This is a genomic window from Curtobacterium sp. MCBA15_016, from assembly GCF_001865105.1.
Lineage (GTDB): Bacteria > Actinomycetota > Actinomycetes > Actinomycetales > Microbacteriaceae > Curtobacterium.
In genome coordinates this window covers 100,956-116,821 of record NZ_MJGR01000015.1, presented here as the reverse complement: position 1 = coordinate 116,821, position 15,866 = coordinate 100,956, and the positions used below count along the sequence as shown (strand labels likewise).

Sequence of the window (15,866 nt, the reverse complement as noted above, 5' to 3'; positions counted from 1 at the left end):
GCGGCCACGCGGCCCGGCACGGCGGGTGCCTAGCCTTCCTCCATGCGCAGCCGCCGTCGCGACCCCTCCGCCCCGGACACGCCGCCCGCGACCGGGCTGGTGTCGATCCCCCTCGCCCGGATCCTCGCGGATCCCGTCGTCCGGATCGGGGAACCGCACGGCGAGAGCGTCGTCGAGCAGGTCCGCTGACGACGGGCACGCCGTCACAGCTCCGCCAGGACTTCGGGGACCGGAGCGCCGAGTGCGATGAGCAGCTCCGCGAACTCGCGGTCCAGACCGTGGGCCACGGCGGTGATGCGCCCGTCACCGAAGGAGCCGAACGACGCGCTCGGCACGTCGGCGGTGAGCAGGACCGGGTCCCCGGGCCGCTGCGAGATGGTCATGCGGAACGGCGCGAGCCCCATCACGCGCGGGTCGAACCGGTACATCCGTTCCGCGACGACGTGGTTCCCCACCAGGTACGAGACACACGACGACCGGTGCCCGGCGATGGCCATCAACGCGGTCGGTTCGTTCCGCCAGTACCGGATGAAGCCACGGGGTGCGTGCTGCTCGGTCCAGGTCTCGACCGTGTCCCAGTCGCGGTGCCGCGCCAGTGCTTCGGTCAGGCTCGTCTGGTCGAGCGGCGGCACGGCCAGCTCGAACGCCGCGACGACCTCGTCGAAGGGCTGCGCCATGGGGATGGAGAATCGGTCGGCGGTGTACTCGGTGATCTCGGTGTGCATGTCGGGACGGTAGATCGGCCGCCCCCGGACGTGCGTGTCCCCGCCCGGGCCAGTCAGCGCGGGCGGGGACACCGGTGGTTCAGAGCGCGGCGACCGCGGCTTCCGCGATCACGAGGTCCTGGTCCGGGGACCCGCCGCTCGACCCCACGGCACCGATGACGGAACCGGCTGCGTCGGTCACCGGGACACCGCCCGCGACGAACGTGAGCGGCTCGTGGCTGGCCGCCCCGAGCGAGTAGAGCGGTGCACCGGGCTGGACGGCGCCGGCCAGGTCGCCGGACGCGGCACCGAACGACACCGCGGTGCGGGCCTTCGCGGCACTGGCGTCGACGGACACCAGCGGTGCGCCGTCCTGCCGGGCGACCGCGACGACGCGTGCGCCCCGGTCCAGGACGGTGACGGTCGAGGGGACGCCGAGTTCGGCGGCCTTCGCCTCGGCGGCGGCGATGGCGGCGTGCGCCTGGGTGAGGGTGAGATCGGTCATGGGCTGGTTCCCTTCGTCGTGGACGCAGCCGACGCTAGGGACCGCGCACCGTCGCAGCGTGTCCCCGCCCGGGTCACCCGTGCGGTCGCACCGGAGGCCGTGGGTGGTCCCGACGGGGACACGCCCTGCCGCGCGCACCGCTCCTAGCGTGACGATCGCCGACGACCTTCGTCCGGCACCAGACCACGACGCAAGGAGCCTGCAATGCCCACGTTCACCACTCCCGACGGCATCGAGATGTACTACACCGAGCAGGGCGAGGGACAGCCCATCGTCTTCGCGCACGGCTGGCCGCTCAGCTCCGACGCCTGGCAGCCGGAACTGAAGTTCTTCAGCGACAACGGCTACCGCACCATCGCCCACGACCGCCGCGGCCACGGCCGTTCCGAGAAGACCGCCGTCGGCCACACCATCGACCAGTACGCGAAGGACCTCGCCGCGCTCATCGAGCACCTCGACCTGCACGACGTGATCGTCTTCGGACACTCCACCGGCGGCGGCGAGGTCGTCCGCTACGCCGCGCAGTACGCGAACGGCCGCGTCGCGAAGGTCGTCACGGCCGGCGCGATCCCGCCGATCATGGTGAAGTCCGACAGCAACCCCGAGGGCTCCCCGATCGACGTGTTCGACGGCATCCGTGCCGGCGTCCTCGAGGACGCGTCGCAGTTCTGGCTCGACCTCTCCGAGAGCTTCTTCGGCGCCAACCACGGCCGGGACGTCTCGTACGGCGCGAAGCTCGACTTCTGGCGCCAGGGCCAGAACGTGAACCTGTCCGCCGCGTACGACTGCGTCAAGGCCTTCTCCGAGACCGAGCAGAGCGAGGACCTGAGGGCGCTCACCGTGCCGATCCTCATCAACCACGGCGAGGACGACCAGATCGTCCCCATCGACGACGCCGCACGCAAGGCCATCGAGCTCGTCGCCGACGGCACCCTCAAGACCTACCCCGGCGCCCCCCACGGCATCCACGGCGACTACCGCGCGGTCCTGCAGCAGGACGTCCTCGCCTGGATCAAGGGCTGACGCGACCCACCACCGGACTGGAGGCGCGGCGCCAGCCCGCACCGCGCCTCCAGTCCGTCACCGCTCGCGCCACGGAATACGCAACCACTCTGGATGGTTACAGCGGCACCGCCACAGGAGGCATGATGAACACCACGGCCACGCACCACCCCCGGCTCCCCCTGAACACCTTCGGCATCGCGTTCGGCACCGCCGGACTCGCCGGTACCTGGACGGCCGCCGGCAGCCTGCTCGGTGCGCCCACGGCGATCGGCGAGGTCCTGTGGGCCGCCGCCGCGATCGCCTGGGCCGTCACGATCGTCCGGTACCTCCACCGCCCCGGCGGGCTCCGTGCCATCGGCGCCGACCTCCGACACCCCGTGCTCGGGCCGTTCGCCGCGCTCGTCCCCGCCGTCGGCTCGCTGCTCGCCGCCCACCTCGCGACCTGGGCGCCCGTCGCCGGTGCCGTCGGCGTCTGGACGATGCTGGCGCTCACGACCGCCTTCGGCGCCTGGTTCGTCACCGATCTCCTCACGTCTCCCCGCGAAGCCGCCTCCCTGCACGGCGGCTACCTGCTCCCGACCGTGGCCGGCTCGCTGCTCAGTGCGCAGTCACTCGCCGTGATCGGACACCACGACCTGGCGATGGGGTACTTCGCGACCGGGGTGCTGTTCTGGCTGCTCGTGGGCGCGGTGCTCATCGCACGGTTCGCCACCGGACCCGCCGTGCCGCCGCCGCTCCTGCCGACGCTCGCCATCCTGTCCGCGCCGCCGGCGGTCGCCGGCAACGCCTGGTGGACCATGACGGGAGGCGCGGGTTCCGTCGTCGACACCGCCCTCGCGGGCACCATGGTCGCCTTCCTGCTCCCACACGCCTTCCTCGTGCGCCGGTACGTCCGGAGCGGGTTCGCGATCGGGTTCTGGGCGATGACGTTCACGACGGCGGCGAGCGCCACGTACGCGGTGCGACTGCTCTCCACCGCCGGCCTTGGCACCCTGGGGACCGTCCTCGCCTGGGTCGTCGTCGCGGTCGCGACCGGCATCGTCGGCAGCATCGCGGTCCGCTCGCTGGGGCTGCTCCGCAGGTCCGAGTCGAGTGGCTCCCGCTGCACCTCAGCCCCGTACCGACGCCTCGCCCTGATCGGCGTCGTCGTCGCGTCCGTCGCGGTGGCGTTCGGAGCGGGTGCCGGCAGCCCGCTGTTCGTCGTGTACCAGTCGGCGTGGGGCTTCCCCGACTGGCAGCTGACGACGGCGTTCACGGTGTACGCGGTCACCCTGCTCGGGACACTCCTCGTGGCCGGACGGCTGTCCGACCACATCGGGCGTCGGCCCGTCCTCATCGGGGCGCTCGTGCTCATGCTCATCGCGAGCGTCCTGTTCCTGCTCGCCGACTCGATCGGGTGGGTGATCGCCGCGCGGGCCGTGCAGGGGATCGCGACGGGAGCCGCCACCAGTACGTTCACGGCGGCCATCATCGAGCTGTCGAGCGAACGACACCGTCGCACGATGACCGTGCTGACCAGTGCCGCTCCCGTCGGCGGGCTCGCGCTCGGGGCGTTCGGAGGCGGGATCGCGGCACAGTTCACCCCGGACCCCACCGCCGCCGTCTTCCTGACCCTCGGGGTCGTCCTGCTCGTCGGCATCGCCGCGGTCCTCGCGGCCGACGAGACCGCTGACCGGCACGCCGGCGCACTCATGTCCCTGCGGCCGGTGCTCGCGGTGCCCGGTGCAGCACGAGCGTGGTTCGCCGTGCTCGCCCCGCTGACGGTCGCCGGCTGGATGTTCTCCGGGCTGTTCCTCGGACTCGGCCCACGTCTCGACGACGGCGTGTTCGGCATCGACGGCGGGACCGCCAGCGCGGCCGTCGTCGCGCTGCAACCGGCGGCCGCCGCGGTGGCCGGCATGCTCTTCTCACGCGCCACCGCCCGGATCGCGACCGCGGTCGGTGCCGCGCTGCTGCTGCTCGGCGCGATCGGCGCCGGGTCGGCGATCCTCTCCGCGGACCTCCCGCTGCTCGTCGCGGCCGCCGTCGTCGGCGGGTCGGGCCAGGGCGCCGCGTTCGGCTCCTCCCTGCGGATCCTCGGACCACTCGCCGACAACGCGACCCGTGGCGGCCTCTTCGCCGCCGTCTACCTGGTCGCGTACGCCGCCTACGGGGTTCCGGTGCTCGTCGCCGGGTTCTTCACCGGCGCCGTCGGACTCGCCGGCGTCGGCGCCGCGTACGCCGCGCTCGTGGCGATCGCGGCCGTCGCCGCCGGGATCGGTCTGACCGCGCGGTCCCGCAGGGAGCGCGCGGCAGTCCACACCGCGTGACCCGCCCTCCTCCCGGTCACTCCACGTCAACGAACAGGATCACCATGACCCTCACCACCGATCTCCACGGCGTCTCAGCCGCCGCCGCCGGTACCTTCCTGATCGGCGGGGACCTGCCCGTCGCCCGACTCGGGTTCGGCTCGATGCAGCTCGCCGGCCGGAATGCGTTCGGCCCGTCCCGCGACCCGGAGGGCGCCCGCGCCGTGCTCCGCCGCGCCGTCGAGCTGGGCGTGACGCTCGTCGACACCGCGGACGCCTACGGCCCCGAGGTAGCGGAAGGACTCATCGGCGAGGCGCTGGCCCCGTACCGATCGGACGTCGTCATCGCGACGAAGGGCGGGTTCGTCCGGGGACCACGGGGCGAATGGGTCGTCGACGGTCGCCCGGAGCACCTGCGCGCCGCCGTCGAGGGCAGCCTCCGCCGCCTGCGACTCGAGCGGATCGACCTGTACCAGTTGCACCGCATCGACCAGCGGGTGCCGCTCGACGAGCAGCTCGGGACCCTCGCGGCACTCCGCGCCGAGGGACTCATCCGGCACGTCGGCCTGAGCGAGGTGAGCGTCCCGGAGCTCCTCGCCGCGCAGCGGATCCTGCCGATCGCCACGGTGCAGAACCTGTACAACCTGGTCGAGCGTTCCTCCGAGGACCTGGTCCGGGTCACCGCGGAACTCGGCATCGGCTTCATCCCGTGGTTCCCGTTGGCGACCGGCGGCCTCACGCGCGGCGCCGGAGCACTCGGGGCGATGGCGGCACGGGCCGGCGCCTCACCGTCGCAGGTGGCCCTCGCGTGGTTGCTGCAGCACGCTCCGAACGTGCTGCCGATCCCCGGGACGTCCAGCGTGGACCACCTCGAGGAGAACGTCGCGGCGGCGTCGGTCGTCCTGTCCCCGAGGGACGTCGCGGTGCTCGACGGCGCAGCCTGACGCCCGGTACGTCGGACGGCCCGGCCCCTCGGGGCCGGGCCATTCGCCGTGCGCCCGGGTCACGGGGACGGGACGAAGAAGTCCCGGTACGACGGATCGTCGGGGAGCGACCGCTCCGCCACCAGCACGGCGATCTCGCGCGGGGACCGGAGCCCGCGTCGACGCCACTGGTCCGGGTCCGCCCTGAGCACGTGCAGGACCGCCCGCAGCGGGTTCACCGCCGGACCCCCGGCCGTTCGGTCGCGGGCGTCGGCACGGGCAGGAGCAGGGTCTGCACGGCAGGGGTGGCGGCTCCCGCTCCAACGTGCAGCACGGCGGGCAGGGGCGGGAACGAGATCGTCATCGCAGGTCTCCTCGGTCGGGGTCACGTCGTCGCGACACCGAGGACGCTACGGCCGGTGGGGTGCTCCGCACGTGTCCCCCCGAGGACCATCCCCTCGCAGGGACAGGCGGCGCGAGCGTGTCCCCGACGGAGCCACGCGGACCGGCCACGTGCGGACGTACCGTGCCTGCACGAGGCGATCCGCGCCTCCGGTCGGTCACCCGCCGACGCGACCCGCACGGAGGACCGCCATGACCGACACTGCCACACACCGAACCGGACGGGACGTCCCGACCACGACCCGTGCGTTCCTCGCCCAGGGCGGACGCTCGGTCCGCGACGAGGACGCGTTCGTCGTCCGCGACGTCCCCCTCCACCCGGTCCGCCCGCACGACCTGCTCGTCCGGGTCGAGGCGGTGTCGGTGAACCCGGTGGACACGAAGACCCGGCAGGGCCTGCGGTCCGGGACGAAGCAACTGGGCTGGGACGCCTCCGGCGTCGTCGAGGCGGTCGGCTCGGAGGTCACCCGGTTCTCCGTCGGTGACGCCGTGTGGTACGCCGGCACCCTCGACCGCCCGGGGACGAACGCCGAGCTGCACCTCGTGGACGAACGCCTCGTCGGTCGCCGCCCCGCGACGCTGGACCACGCCGAGGCCGCGGCGCTCCCGCTCACGGGGATCACCGCCTGGGAGACACTGTTCGACCGGTTCCGCCTGACGGAGTCGAGTACCGGCACCCTGCTCGTCGTCGGAGCACCCGGCGGTGTCGGGTCGGTGCTCGTCCAGCTCGCGAAGGCGCGCACCGGCCTCACGGTGCTCGGGACCGCCGGCCGCTCCGAGAGCCGCGACTGGGTGTCGTCGATGGGAGCCGACCACGTCGTGGACCACCACGACCTCGTCGGCGGCGTGCGGTCGGTCGCGCCGGACGGGGTCGACTACGTCTTCACCGCGCACTCGGCGGGCAACGTCACCGCCTTCGCCGATCTGGTCCGCCCGTTCGGCCAGATCACCGCGATCGACGACCCGCGCGGACTCGACCTCTACCCGCTCAAGCGGAAGTCGATCGCCTGGCACTGGGAGCTCATGTTCACCCGATCGGCGTTCGGGACGCCGGACATGGGCGAGCAGGGCCTGCTCCTCGATGCGCTGGCGGACCTCGTGGACGCGGGTCGCGTGCGGACCACCGCGACGTCGGTCGTCCGGGGGCTCGACCCGGCCGGCCTCCGCGAGGCGCACCGTCAGGTGGCGGGCGGGACCGCGATCGGAAAGGTCGTCGTCGCGCGCTGAGGCGTGCGCGGTGGGCCGGGTCCGGCCGGCCGGGCGGGACCGGTCAGCCGGGCCGGGTGGGGTGGCCGCGGCGGGGGCTGTCAGTCGGCCAGGCTGTCGGCGAGGCTCGACAGACGGCGGGCGGACTGCTCGTCCGCGCCACGCCACAACAGCAGCGTGTCGCCGTCCGGGCCGGGCACCGCGAACCGGTGGTAGGCGAGGGCCAGGTGACCGACCACGGGGTTGTCGAAGCCGACGACCCCGTCCGGATCCGCAGTGTCCGGCCCAGCCCAGAGTCGAGCGAAGGCCTCGCTCCGGGCCGCGAGCTCCCCGACCAGTTCGACGTACCCGCGGTCCTCCTCGTGCTCGTCGAGGGAGCGCCGCAGCTCCGCGACGACGCGGGCGCCGAGCGGCACCGCCTCCGCCGTCTCCGACGACGCGCGGAACGCCTCGTCGCCCTCAGGCCGCAGGAACGTCGCCCGCGCGAGGTTCGCACCGGACCGGAACGTCGGGTGCACGGCCCCGGCCAACGCGTTCGCCACCCGGACGGTCAGGTGTCGGTCGTAGACGACCGCGGGGACCGTCCGCCACGGCAGCACGAGCCTGCCGAGCAGTGCTCGTGGGTGGTCGACCCCGTCGTCCGTGCTCACGGACGGAGCGTACGGCCCGGTCGTCGACGGCATCGTGTCCCCGGCGGGGACACCATCGGCGCGATCCGGTCGAGCCGCCGACATGTGGTCATTCGACCGATGCCCGGAGGGGACGACCAGCGGCAACGTGGAGCACGGTTGCCGGACGTCCCGGGAACGCTCGCCACGACCCGGGAGACACGATGCCCGCTCAGACCTCCTTCCTCGGCGAGTACCTCCGCGCACGCCGGGCCCTCGTCCGACCGGCCGACGTGGGCATCGACTCCTCACGGGCCCGGCGGGTGCCGGGACTCCGCCGCAGCGAGGTGGCGGGACTGGCCGGGATCAGCCAGGAGTACTACCTCCGACTCGAGCAGGGCCGGGACCGGAGGCCCTCGCACCAGGTGCTCGGCGCGATCGTGCGGGCCCTGCGACTCGACGACGTCGCGCTCGAGCACATGCACCGGCTCGCCCGACTCGACGAGGGCGGCCCGACCGGGAGCACCACCGACGACGGGGCGGGACCGCCCGCACCGGTCGAGCCCGCACTGCTCGAGCTCGTCGACGGACTGTCCGGCGTGCCCGCGATGCTCATGAGCGCCGAGCAGGACGTCCTGGCGTCGAACACGTTGGCCCGGGCGATCAGGCCGCGGCTGCTGCCAGGGACGAACTTCCTGTTCCACCTGTTCACCGACCGCGCGCGCGCCGAGGTCATCGACTGGGAGGACGACGCCCGACGGGCGGTCGCCAACCTGCGGTTCCACGGTGATCCGAGGAACGCCCGTCACCGCGAGGTCGTCGGGACCCTGGCGATCCGGGACGCGACCTTCCGGGAACTGTGGGCCCGGCACGACGTCGAGCAGCAGGTCACGTGGGTCGCTCGGATCCGACTCGCCACCGCCGAACCGGTCGAGCTCACGTGCCACTCGCTGGCCGTCCCGGGCGGCAGCGGGCGGTCGGTGATGACCCTGACCGCCGAACCGGGGACGGCAGCGGCCCTGGCGTTGCAGCGGTTCACCGCGATGCGCCGCGGTCTCGGCGCTCGCTCGGCCGCCAGCGAGGTCGGACGCGTGGCGTGACCGTCTGCTCGCGCCCTCAGTCGGAACGGTCCGAGGGCCGCAGCGCACCGGCCAGCTGGGACCGTCTACTGATGCCGAGCTTCGTGAACGCCCGGGACAGGTGCGCCGCGACCGTCCGGTGCGAGAGGTAGACCTCGTCCGCGATTTCCTTGTTGGTGCGCCCGGTCGCCGCCATGCGCGACACGAGGAGCTCCTGCGCGGTGAGGAGTCGAGCCGGCGCCCGGTCCGTCGACGTCCGGTCCGTCGACTGTCCACCGGTCGCCCGGAGTTCGGACGCGGCGCGCGCGGCCCAGTTGCGGGCGCCGATGCGGTCGAACAGCCGGGCCGCCTCGGACAGGTGCTGACGTGCATCGACGATCCGGCGGACGCGCCGCAGCCGTTCACCCAGGTGCAGTCGCGCGACCGCGAGGTCGAACGGTGTGTCGATCGCCGAACCGAGGTCGACCGCCGCGGCGAGGTGCCCGAGGGCCGTCTCGTCGTCCGGTGCGAGGAGTCCGCGCGTCCGCTCGACGAGCAGCGCGAGGTGCGGCGAGCCGGTCGTGGCGGCCGCCGCGGCGGCGTCCGTCAGCCAGGCGCGGACCGAGTCGGTGTCGCCCGCGCGGACCGCCGACTCGACCACGTCGGCGCCCGCCCACAGCGCCACCGCGCCGTTCGCCCGTGTGCGCACCTGGTGTGCCACGGCGTCCTCGTGGCGCCCCTCGTCGACAGCGATGAGTGCCGCCGCCCACGCGGCGGTCGCGACGATGCGCGCGAAGGCGCCGGCCACCGGGATCTCGTCCAGGGCCGCGAGTCGTGTCCGGGCCGTGGCCGTGTCCCCGGCCCGCACGAGGGCCCGCGCCGCCTCGGAGAGCGCCATCCCGGCGACCACCGGGAGGTCGAGCTCGCGGCTGAGACGCTCCGCGCGATCGGCGTCGGCGAGTCCGTCGGTGAGGTGGCCCGCCGTGACGCGGGGTGAGGCACGTCCGCACAGAGCGGTGGTCTCGTCGCTCGTGCGTGCCGCATCGTGGAACAGCCGGACGCCAGCGGTCCAGCACCGGTCCGACGTGGCCATGTCGCCGGACTCCTCGGCGGCGAACGCCAGGCAGTTCACGATGACGCCGTCGGTCGCCTGTGCACGGGCGAGGAACCGGTCCACGGTGCGCTCGTCGAGACGCTGCCCGGGACGGACGAGGGCGAGTGCCACCTCGGCGAGCACCGCGTCGTCGGCGTCCCCGCGTCCGACCGGAGCGTGGTCGACGTCCTCCACCGTGGCGGCCACGAGCGCTCGGACGGCGTCCGCCTCCTGGTGGATGTAGCACTTCGCCGCCGCCCACAGCAGGACCTCGGCACGCTCGGTCGGATCTGCCCGGGTCGTCGCGAACGCCACGAGCTCCTCGGCCGTCCGACCACGGTGGTCCGCGGTCATGCTCAGCATCCACTCCGCGCGGGCGAACCGGTGCTGTGCGCGTCCGTCCGACAGGTCGGTGAGCGGCTTCGCACGGTCGAGCAAGGCGGACGCCTCACCCGAGGCGCCGGCGCGTCGGGCTGCCTCGGCGGCCTCCACCAACCGGTTCGCCTGCTGGGTCGGGTCGGGCGAGAGGTCGGCGGCTCGCCGCCACGCGGATGCCGCCTCGGCGGGGGCGCCTTGCCGGAGCGCAGCACTCGCCACGGCGTCGAGCTCGGCGGCGACCGCCTCGTCGAGGCCGGTCGTCGCCTCGGCCCGGTGGATCGCACGGCGACTGGGCGACCGGACCGCCAGTGCCAGGGCGTGGTGGACCTCGCGCCGACGGACCGGATCGGCGGCGTCGTAGTGCGCCGACCCCACCAGCGGGTGCCGTGGCACGAACCTGTCGCCGTCACGCCGCAGCAGACCCTCGCGCTCGAGGGTCGCCAACTCGCCTGCGCCGAGTCCGACACCCACGAGTGCCTGCTCGAGCTCCCGTGCGGTGGCGTCCTCTCCGGCGACCGCGACGAGCAACGCCCGCTGGGTCGTCTCCGGGAGCAGCAGGACACCGGCGAGGAACGTCCGCTCGAGTCGGGCGGACATGCGTTCGGACAGTGGTCCGCGCGCAGTGCCGGCGACGGGCGCGGAGAACTCGAGCAGGGCGAGCGGGTTGCCGTACGACTCCCGACGCACCCGTGCCCGTTCCCCGGTCGGCAGGTGGTCCGCGACGTCGGTGAGCAGTCGGTCCGCCGCGGCGTCGTCGAGCGGACCGACGTGGAGCACGGTCGGAAACGCGTCCTCGTGGTCACCGACAGGGGTACCGCTCCGGGTCGTCGCGACGAGGAGGACGGGGAGTCCGCGGACCCGCGATGCGACGAAGAGGAGCGCCTCGAGCGAGGTCCGGTCCGTCCAGTGCAGATCGTCGACGAGCGCCACCACGGTCCCGTGGCTGCTCGCCTCCTCGAACAGCCCGAGCACGGCGATGCCGAGCAGGAGCCGGTCGGGGGCCGGTCCGTCACGACGGCCGAAGGCGACGTCGAGGGCCGAAGCCTGACGATCGGGGAGGGCGGCCGCGAAGGGCAGGAGCGGGTGGAGCAGCTCGTGCAGGCCGCCGAACGGGATCTCGGTCCCGCTGCGGACCCCACGGGCACGGAGGACGAACCGGACGTCCGCGGTGGCGTCCGCGGCGACGGTCTCGAGCAGGGCGCTCTTGCCGATGCCGGGATCGCCGTCGACCAGGACCGCGGTACCGTGCCCCCGCCGGGCGTGGTCCAGGGCACCGGCCAGGACGAGGAGTTCGGCGTCGCGGCCGACCAGTTGCGAGGCGCGTTCGGGCACGGTGTGAGCATACGTCGCCGTCAGTCGCCCGGCGAGGTCCTCCTCCGTGTCCGCCCCGGCACGGCCGGCAGGAGGGACGACAGCAGGACGAGAGCCGTGCACAGCGCGCCGATCGCCACCAGGACCGCGAAGGGGACGATCGGCCTGGTCGACGGGTACCGCCCGACGAGCACCGCCCACTCCGCGATGACGGAGACGCCCACGGTGGCCGCGGCGATGAGCGTGCCGCTCACCCCGAGGACGACACCCTCGAGTGCCGCGACGGCCACCGGCAGGGCCGGGGTCGCGCCGACGGCCAGGAGCTGCTCGCGCTCCTGCGCGCGGTCCCGAGCCGCCATCGCCGCCGTCGCCGCGGCCCCGACGGCGGCGAGCAGGACCGGGCCGCTGAGGACGAGGACGGTCGTCACCGCTGAGCCGCTCCCGGTCGTGTTGTCTCCGATCGCTGTCGCCGCCGTCCGCTGACCCCCGACGAGCGCCGTCGGCAGGGCCACGGCCACCAGGAGCGCCGCGAGCGTCGTGTCGCTCCGAGCCGCAGCCCGCCGGACAGCTGCGCGCGCGAGAGCGAAGGACACCGACGCGCTCGCCGGCACCGCCGCCGTCCAGAGCCGGACGACGGGTGCACCGACCGACCTGCCGAGGACGGCGACCACCGCGACCAGCACCGGACCGATGAGGAGTGCCGACGCCGCGCCGTCCGGTACGGACGCCGGGAGTCCGGCGAGCATGCTCGCCGCGAGCGCCGTCAGCAGTGCCGCGACCGTGGCACGGAGGATCGGCGGTCGACGTCCGCGCACACCCGGTCCGACACCGAGCAGCGTCGGGGTCGTGGCGGCGCGGCGGCTCCCCGAGAGCCCGGCGACGACCGCGGCGGTGACCGTCAGCCCGACGACGACGACGGCCTCGGCCCAGGAAGCGGCCACCCGGACCCCGTCGAGTCCGGAGGCTCCGGCCAGGGCGGCGTCGACGGCGGCCGGGACGACGACGCCAGCCGCGGCCGCTCCGACCACGGCGCCGAGCACGGCGACGAGTGCGGTCTGGACGAGCACCGTCACACGGACCCCTCGAGGAGTGACGCCGGCCAGCTGCCAGAGGGCGTACGTCCGCTCCAGGAGCCCCGCGGTGAGCCGCACCACGGCGGACACCACCACGAGGATCGCGATGAGCCCGAACGCGGCGGTCGTGCCCGCGATGGACAGCAGCGCCAGCCCCCGGACCCCGGGTGTCCGCAGGCCGCCGACCACGAGCACACCGGGGACGCTGCCGGCCAGTGCGGCGACCGCGGACACCGCGCACAGGCCGGCCCAGACGCGCCACGACGTGCGGAGATCGGCTGCCGCCAGTCGGACGAGGATCATGCGCGTACCGACGCACGCTCGATCGAGTCGAAGAGCGCGTCGACGTCCGGTGCGACCAGCTCCGCGTGGACGACGCCGTCCCGCAGGACGATCGCGCGGTCGGCCCGCGCCGCGGCCGCGAGGTCGTGCGTCACCATGACGACCGAACGCTGCCCCGAGGCGGTGTGCCGCAGCAGGTCGAGCACCGCGCCGCCGGCCACCGTGTCGAGCGCCCCGGTCGGTTCGTCGGCGAACACCACCTGCGGCCGTGCGACGAGCGTCCGGGCGATCGCCACGCGCTGCTGCTGTCCGCCGGACATCGAATCCGGGTACCGGTGTGCGGAGTCGAGCATGCCGACGGCGTCCAGGGCGGCGTCGACCGTCCGGCGATCAGCGGGGCGTTTCGCCAGGCGTGCCGGCAGCGCCACGTTCTCCCGGGCGGTGAGTGCCGGGAGCAGGTTGTACGACTGGAAGACGAAGCCGACCCGACCGCGTCGGAACCGGGCCGACCGCTGCCGCGAGAGCGGGCCGATGTCGGTGCCGTCGATCTCCACGGTGCCCCGGAGCGGGCGTCCCAGACCCGACAGGCACGCGAGCAGCGTGCTCTTGCCGGAGCCGCTCGGGCCGACGACCGCCAGCATCTCGCCGCGCTGGACGTCGAGCGACACCCCGCGCAGGACCGGCTCGGCCGCGCGACCGGGATAGGCGTGCTCGACGTCGCGGGCGCGCACGATGGGTCGGTCATCAGGGTCTCGCTGCACCGTCGCAGGCTAGCCAGCGAGGAAGGCCGTGCGCCTGTCTCTGCCGGGGACAGGCTCCGCTCAGGGCGCGCGGCCGTCGATCCGCTCGAGCAGCGCGCGGAGCTCGCCGAGCACCGCACCCGCCTGGGCGTCCGCCCGATCGGCGTCGACCAGGGCGATCCCCCGCTCGGCGTCGCGTCGGGCTCCATCGGCCTCCCCGGAACCGAGCAGCGCCTCGGCACGCTGTCGGAGCGCGCGAGCAGCACCCGTGTCCCACGACAGCGCCGACGCCGCACCGAACCCCGCGTCCGCCGCGTCCCGGGCGTCGTCCCATCGCCCCAGCGCGTTGGCCGACTTCGCGATCTCCTCCAGCGCGACCACCCGGGTGAACACCGCCCCTGGGTCGCCCTCCCCGACCCGCTCGAGGTCGCGGAGGACCGCTCGGAAGGACGCGATCGCCTCGGCGTGCCGGCCGAGCAGGTGGAGTGCTGCGCCCGCCATCGAGCGACACTGGACGAGCGCGGCGTCGTCCCCGGTCCTCGTGTTCCCGTCGATCGCGGCGTCGATGTGCGGCAGCGCGAGCTCCGGCTGTCGGAGCGCCAGGTGTGCCCACGCAACGTGGTACTCGGCGCTCGCGGACACGGCGTCGTCGTCTGCCGCACGGGCGTCCGCCAGACCCCTCGTGGCGAGCTCGAGCGCACCGGTCCGGTCGCCGCGCTCCATGAGGGCAGCCCACGTCTGCAGACCGAGGAGCCGCGCTGCCGACGCTCGGTCGTCGGCCGCGTGCGCGGCGTCGACCGCGTCGCCGAACAGCTCGTACCAGTGCCCCCATGCCGGCCACAGGTTGGAGAACCACTCGAGACCGGCCGCGGTCCGGATCACGTCGCCGTGCAGCCCGTCCGACACCGCGGCGCGGAACGCCGCCCACCAGTGGTCGACCTCACCGGTGATCCACCGCTTCGCCGCTGCCGGGTCGGCGAACTCCGGATCGGCCTGGTCACGGCGGGCGGACTCGGGAGCGAACCGCCGTGCCGCTCGATCGAGGGACGAGAGGACCGACCGGTGCAGTCGCTCCCGCAGCGCACGGGACGCGCCGGGACCGTCCTCGGCGTCGATCCGATCGGCGCCGAACGCCCGGAGCAGGTCATGCACGTGGTACCGGTTCCCACCGCGTGGCTCGACGAGACCGAGGTCCACCAACTCCTCGAGGGCGTCCTCGGCGGTCACGTCGTCGAGTCCGAGGGGAGCGCCGCCGGTCCGTGCATCGAAGCTCGTCCCGTCGATCACCGCGAGCGAGCGGAACACCTGCGCCGTGACGGACGGGAGCCGCTCGTAGGAGACGGCGAACGCGGCCTCGACCGAGCGGTCACCGTGCCGGAGGGCGCCGAGCCGTTGCTCCTCGGCGCGCATGGCACCGAGGAAGCCGTCGACGTCGTCCGTCCGTGCCGCGATGCGGCTCCCGGCGATCCGCAGCGCCAGCGGGATCCCCGCGCAGTGCTCGGCCACCGCCGCCAGGGCCGGCTCGCTCGCCGCGTCGGGCACGATCCGCTCGAGCAACGCGAGGCCATCGGCGAGCGGCATCGGCTCGACCTGGAGGCGGAGTCCGGCGTCGAGTCCGGCCAGCGGACTCCGGCTCGTCACGACCACCGGCACCCCCGGTCCCGCCGCGTCGACCACCGGACGCACCTGCGCCTCGCTGCCGGCATCGTCGAGCAGGACCGCGTGCCGGTGGTCGGCGCTGAGTTCGCGCCACCGTGCTGCCGCCGCGTCGAAGACCGCCGGTGCCTCTTCCGTGCCGTCGGTGGCGAGGGAGACGAGACGGCGGAGGACGTCGAGCGCCGACAGCGGGGCGGCTGTCTGCCCACCGAGGTCGACGTGGATCCACGGGACACCGCGGACGCGGAGCGCCTCGGCAGCGAAGGTGCTCTTGCCGACACCGGGGCCGCCGGACACGATCACCGCTCCCGTGTGTGCGCCCCGGAGGCGGTCGAGCACCCTGCCGAGTTCGCGGTCGCGTCCGGTGAAGTCGCCGACGAGGTCCGGGGCGCTCGCCGGCGTCGACGGACGGGCCCGACCGATCGACAGCAGCGCGTCCCGTTCTGCCGACGTCACGCCGAGTGCCGCCGCGATCGCCTCGATCGTCGCGCGCTGCGGGCGCCGCGCGACCCCTCGCTCGATGTCGCTGAGGGTCCGCACGCCGACGTGGGCGGCGTCGGCGAGGTCGGCCAGCGTCCGGCCCGCCGTGGTGCGCAGCCGCCGGAGGAGCTCGCCGTCGGGTCGTTCCTGCACG

General features: G+C 74.1%; 15 protein-coding genes. 6 read left to right on the top strand and 9 right to left on the bottom strand.

Going from position 1 to position 15,866, the window contains the following annotated elements:
- The first annotated feature begins 42 nt into the window (after window positions 1-42).
- Window positions 43-189, top strand: a complete 147-nt coding sequence (locus tag BIV03_RS19510; protein ID WP_175473760.1) for a hypothetical protein — start codon at window positions 43-45, stop codon at window positions 187-189.
- A gap of 14 nt (window positions 190-203) precedes the next feature.
- Here the strand turns inward: BIV03_RS19510 and BIV03_RS06820 are convergent, their stop codons facing one another.
- Window positions 204-725, bottom strand: a complete 522-nt coding sequence (locus BIV03_RS06820; RefSeq protein WP_071295134.1) for a hypothetical protein — start codon at window positions 723-725, stop codon at window positions 204-206.
- Between the two features lie 79 nt (window positions 726-804).
- Window positions 805-1,209: a heme-binding protein gene (locus tag BIV03_RS06815; protein WP_071295133.1), complete on the bottom strand. Its 405-nt coding sequence runs from the start codon at window positions 1,207-1,209 to the stop codon at window positions 805-807.
- A 204-nt stretch (window positions 1,210-1,413) separates the two neighbouring features.
- Between BIV03_RS06815 and BIV03_RS06810 the strand changes: the two genes are divergently transcribed.
- The 3 genes from BIV03_RS06810 (at window position 1,414) to BIV03_RS06800 (ending at window position 5,446) form a co-directional block, all read left to right on the top strand.
- Window positions 1,414-2,232 (top strand): alpha/beta fold hydrolase, encoded by an 819-nt coding sequence (locus BIV03_RS06810; protein ID WP_071295132.1) that lies wholly within the window; start codon window positions 1,414-1,416, stop codon window positions 2,230-2,232.
- A 122-nt stretch (window positions 2,233-2,354) separates the two neighbouring features.
- Window positions 2,355-4,523, top strand: coding sequence for an MFS transporter (locus BIV03_RS20030; protein WP_217637351.1), 2,169 nt, complete (start codon window positions 2,355-2,357; stop codon window positions 4,521-4,523).
- Window positions 4,524-4,567: 44 nt separating this feature from the next.
- On the top strand, window positions 4,568-5,446 hold the full coding sequence (locus BIV03_RS06800) for an aldo/keto reductase (RefSeq protein ID WP_071295131.1): 879 nt from the start codon (window positions 4,568-4,570) through the stop codon (window positions 5,444-5,446).
- 59 nt (window positions 5,447-5,505) lie between these two features.
- Here the strand turns inward: BIV03_RS06800 and BIV03_RS19500 are convergent, their stop codons facing one another.
- On the bottom strand, window positions 5,506-5,664 hold the full coding sequence (locus BIV03_RS19500) for a hypothetical protein (RefSeq protein WP_175473759.1): 159 nt from the start codon (window positions 5,662-5,664) through the stop codon (window positions 5,506-5,508).
- On the bottom strand, window positions 5,661-5,789 hold the full coding sequence (locus BIV03_RS20230) for a hypothetical protein (protein ID WP_261645759.1): 129 nt from the start codon (window positions 5,787-5,789) through the stop codon (window positions 5,661-5,663). The genes BIV03_RS19500 and BIV03_RS20230 overlap by 4 nt, the downstream gene beginning before the upstream one ends.
- Window positions 5,790-6,019: 230 nt before the next feature.
- Here BIV03_RS20230 and BIV03_RS06795 point away from each other — a divergent pair, with 230 nt between their 5' ends.
- Entirely contained in the window at window positions 6,020-7,054 is a 1,035-nt protein-coding gene (locus BIV03_RS06795) for a zinc-binding alcohol dehydrogenase family protein (protein ID WP_071295130.1), read from the top strand.
- Window positions 7,055-7,134: 80 nt separating this feature from the next.
- On the opposite strand, the gene BIV03_RS06790 is transcribed toward BIV03_RS06795, so the two are convergent.
- Window positions 7,135-7,683 (bottom strand): hypothetical protein, encoded by a 549-nt coding sequence (locus BIV03_RS06790; RefSeq protein WP_139201892.1) that lies wholly within the window; start codon window positions 7,681-7,683, stop codon window positions 7,135-7,137.
- A 182-nt stretch (window positions 7,684-7,865) separates the two neighbouring features.
- Between BIV03_RS06790 and BIV03_RS06785 the strand changes: the two genes are divergently transcribed.
- Window positions 7,866-8,741: a helix-turn-helix domain-containing protein gene (locus tag BIV03_RS06785; RefSeq protein WP_071295128.1), complete on the top strand. Its 876-nt coding sequence runs from the start codon at window positions 7,866-7,868 to the stop codon at window positions 8,739-8,741.
- A gap of 16 nt (window positions 8,742-8,757) precedes the next feature.
- Here BIV03_RS06785 and BIV03_RS06780 read toward each other — a convergent pair whose 3' ends face one another.
- From BIV03_RS06780 to BIV03_RS06765, 4 genes are read right to left on the bottom strand one after another with little or no spacing between them, the layout of a single operon-like run.
- Window positions 8,758-11,502 (bottom strand): AAA family ATPase, encoded by a 2,745-nt coding sequence (locus tag BIV03_RS06780; protein ID WP_175475753.1) that lies wholly within the window; start codon window positions 11,500-11,502, stop codon window positions 8,758-8,760.
- Window positions 11,503-11,522: 20 nt separating this feature from the next.
- Window positions 11,523-12,857 carry a hypothetical protein gene (locus BIV03_RS19495; protein WP_071295127.1) on the bottom strand — a complete coding sequence of 445 codons (1,335 nt, stop codon included), beginning with the start codon at window positions 12,855-12,857 and terminating at the stop codon, window positions 11,523-11,525.
- Window positions 12,854-13,597, bottom strand: a complete 744-nt coding sequence (locus tag BIV03_RS06770; RefSeq protein ID WP_071295126.1) for an ABC transporter ATP-binding protein — start codon at window positions 13,595-13,597, stop codon at window positions 12,854-12,856. The genes BIV03_RS19495 and BIV03_RS06770 overlap by 4 nt, the downstream gene beginning before the upstream one ends.
- A gap of 60 nt (window positions 13,598-13,657) precedes the next feature.
- Window positions 13,658-15,865 (bottom strand): helix-turn-helix domain-containing protein, encoded by a 2,208-nt coding sequence (locus tag BIV03_RS06765; RefSeq protein WP_071295125.1) that lies wholly within the window; start codon window positions 15,863-15,865, stop codon window positions 13,658-13,660.
- Window position 15,866 lies beyond the last annotated feature (1 nt).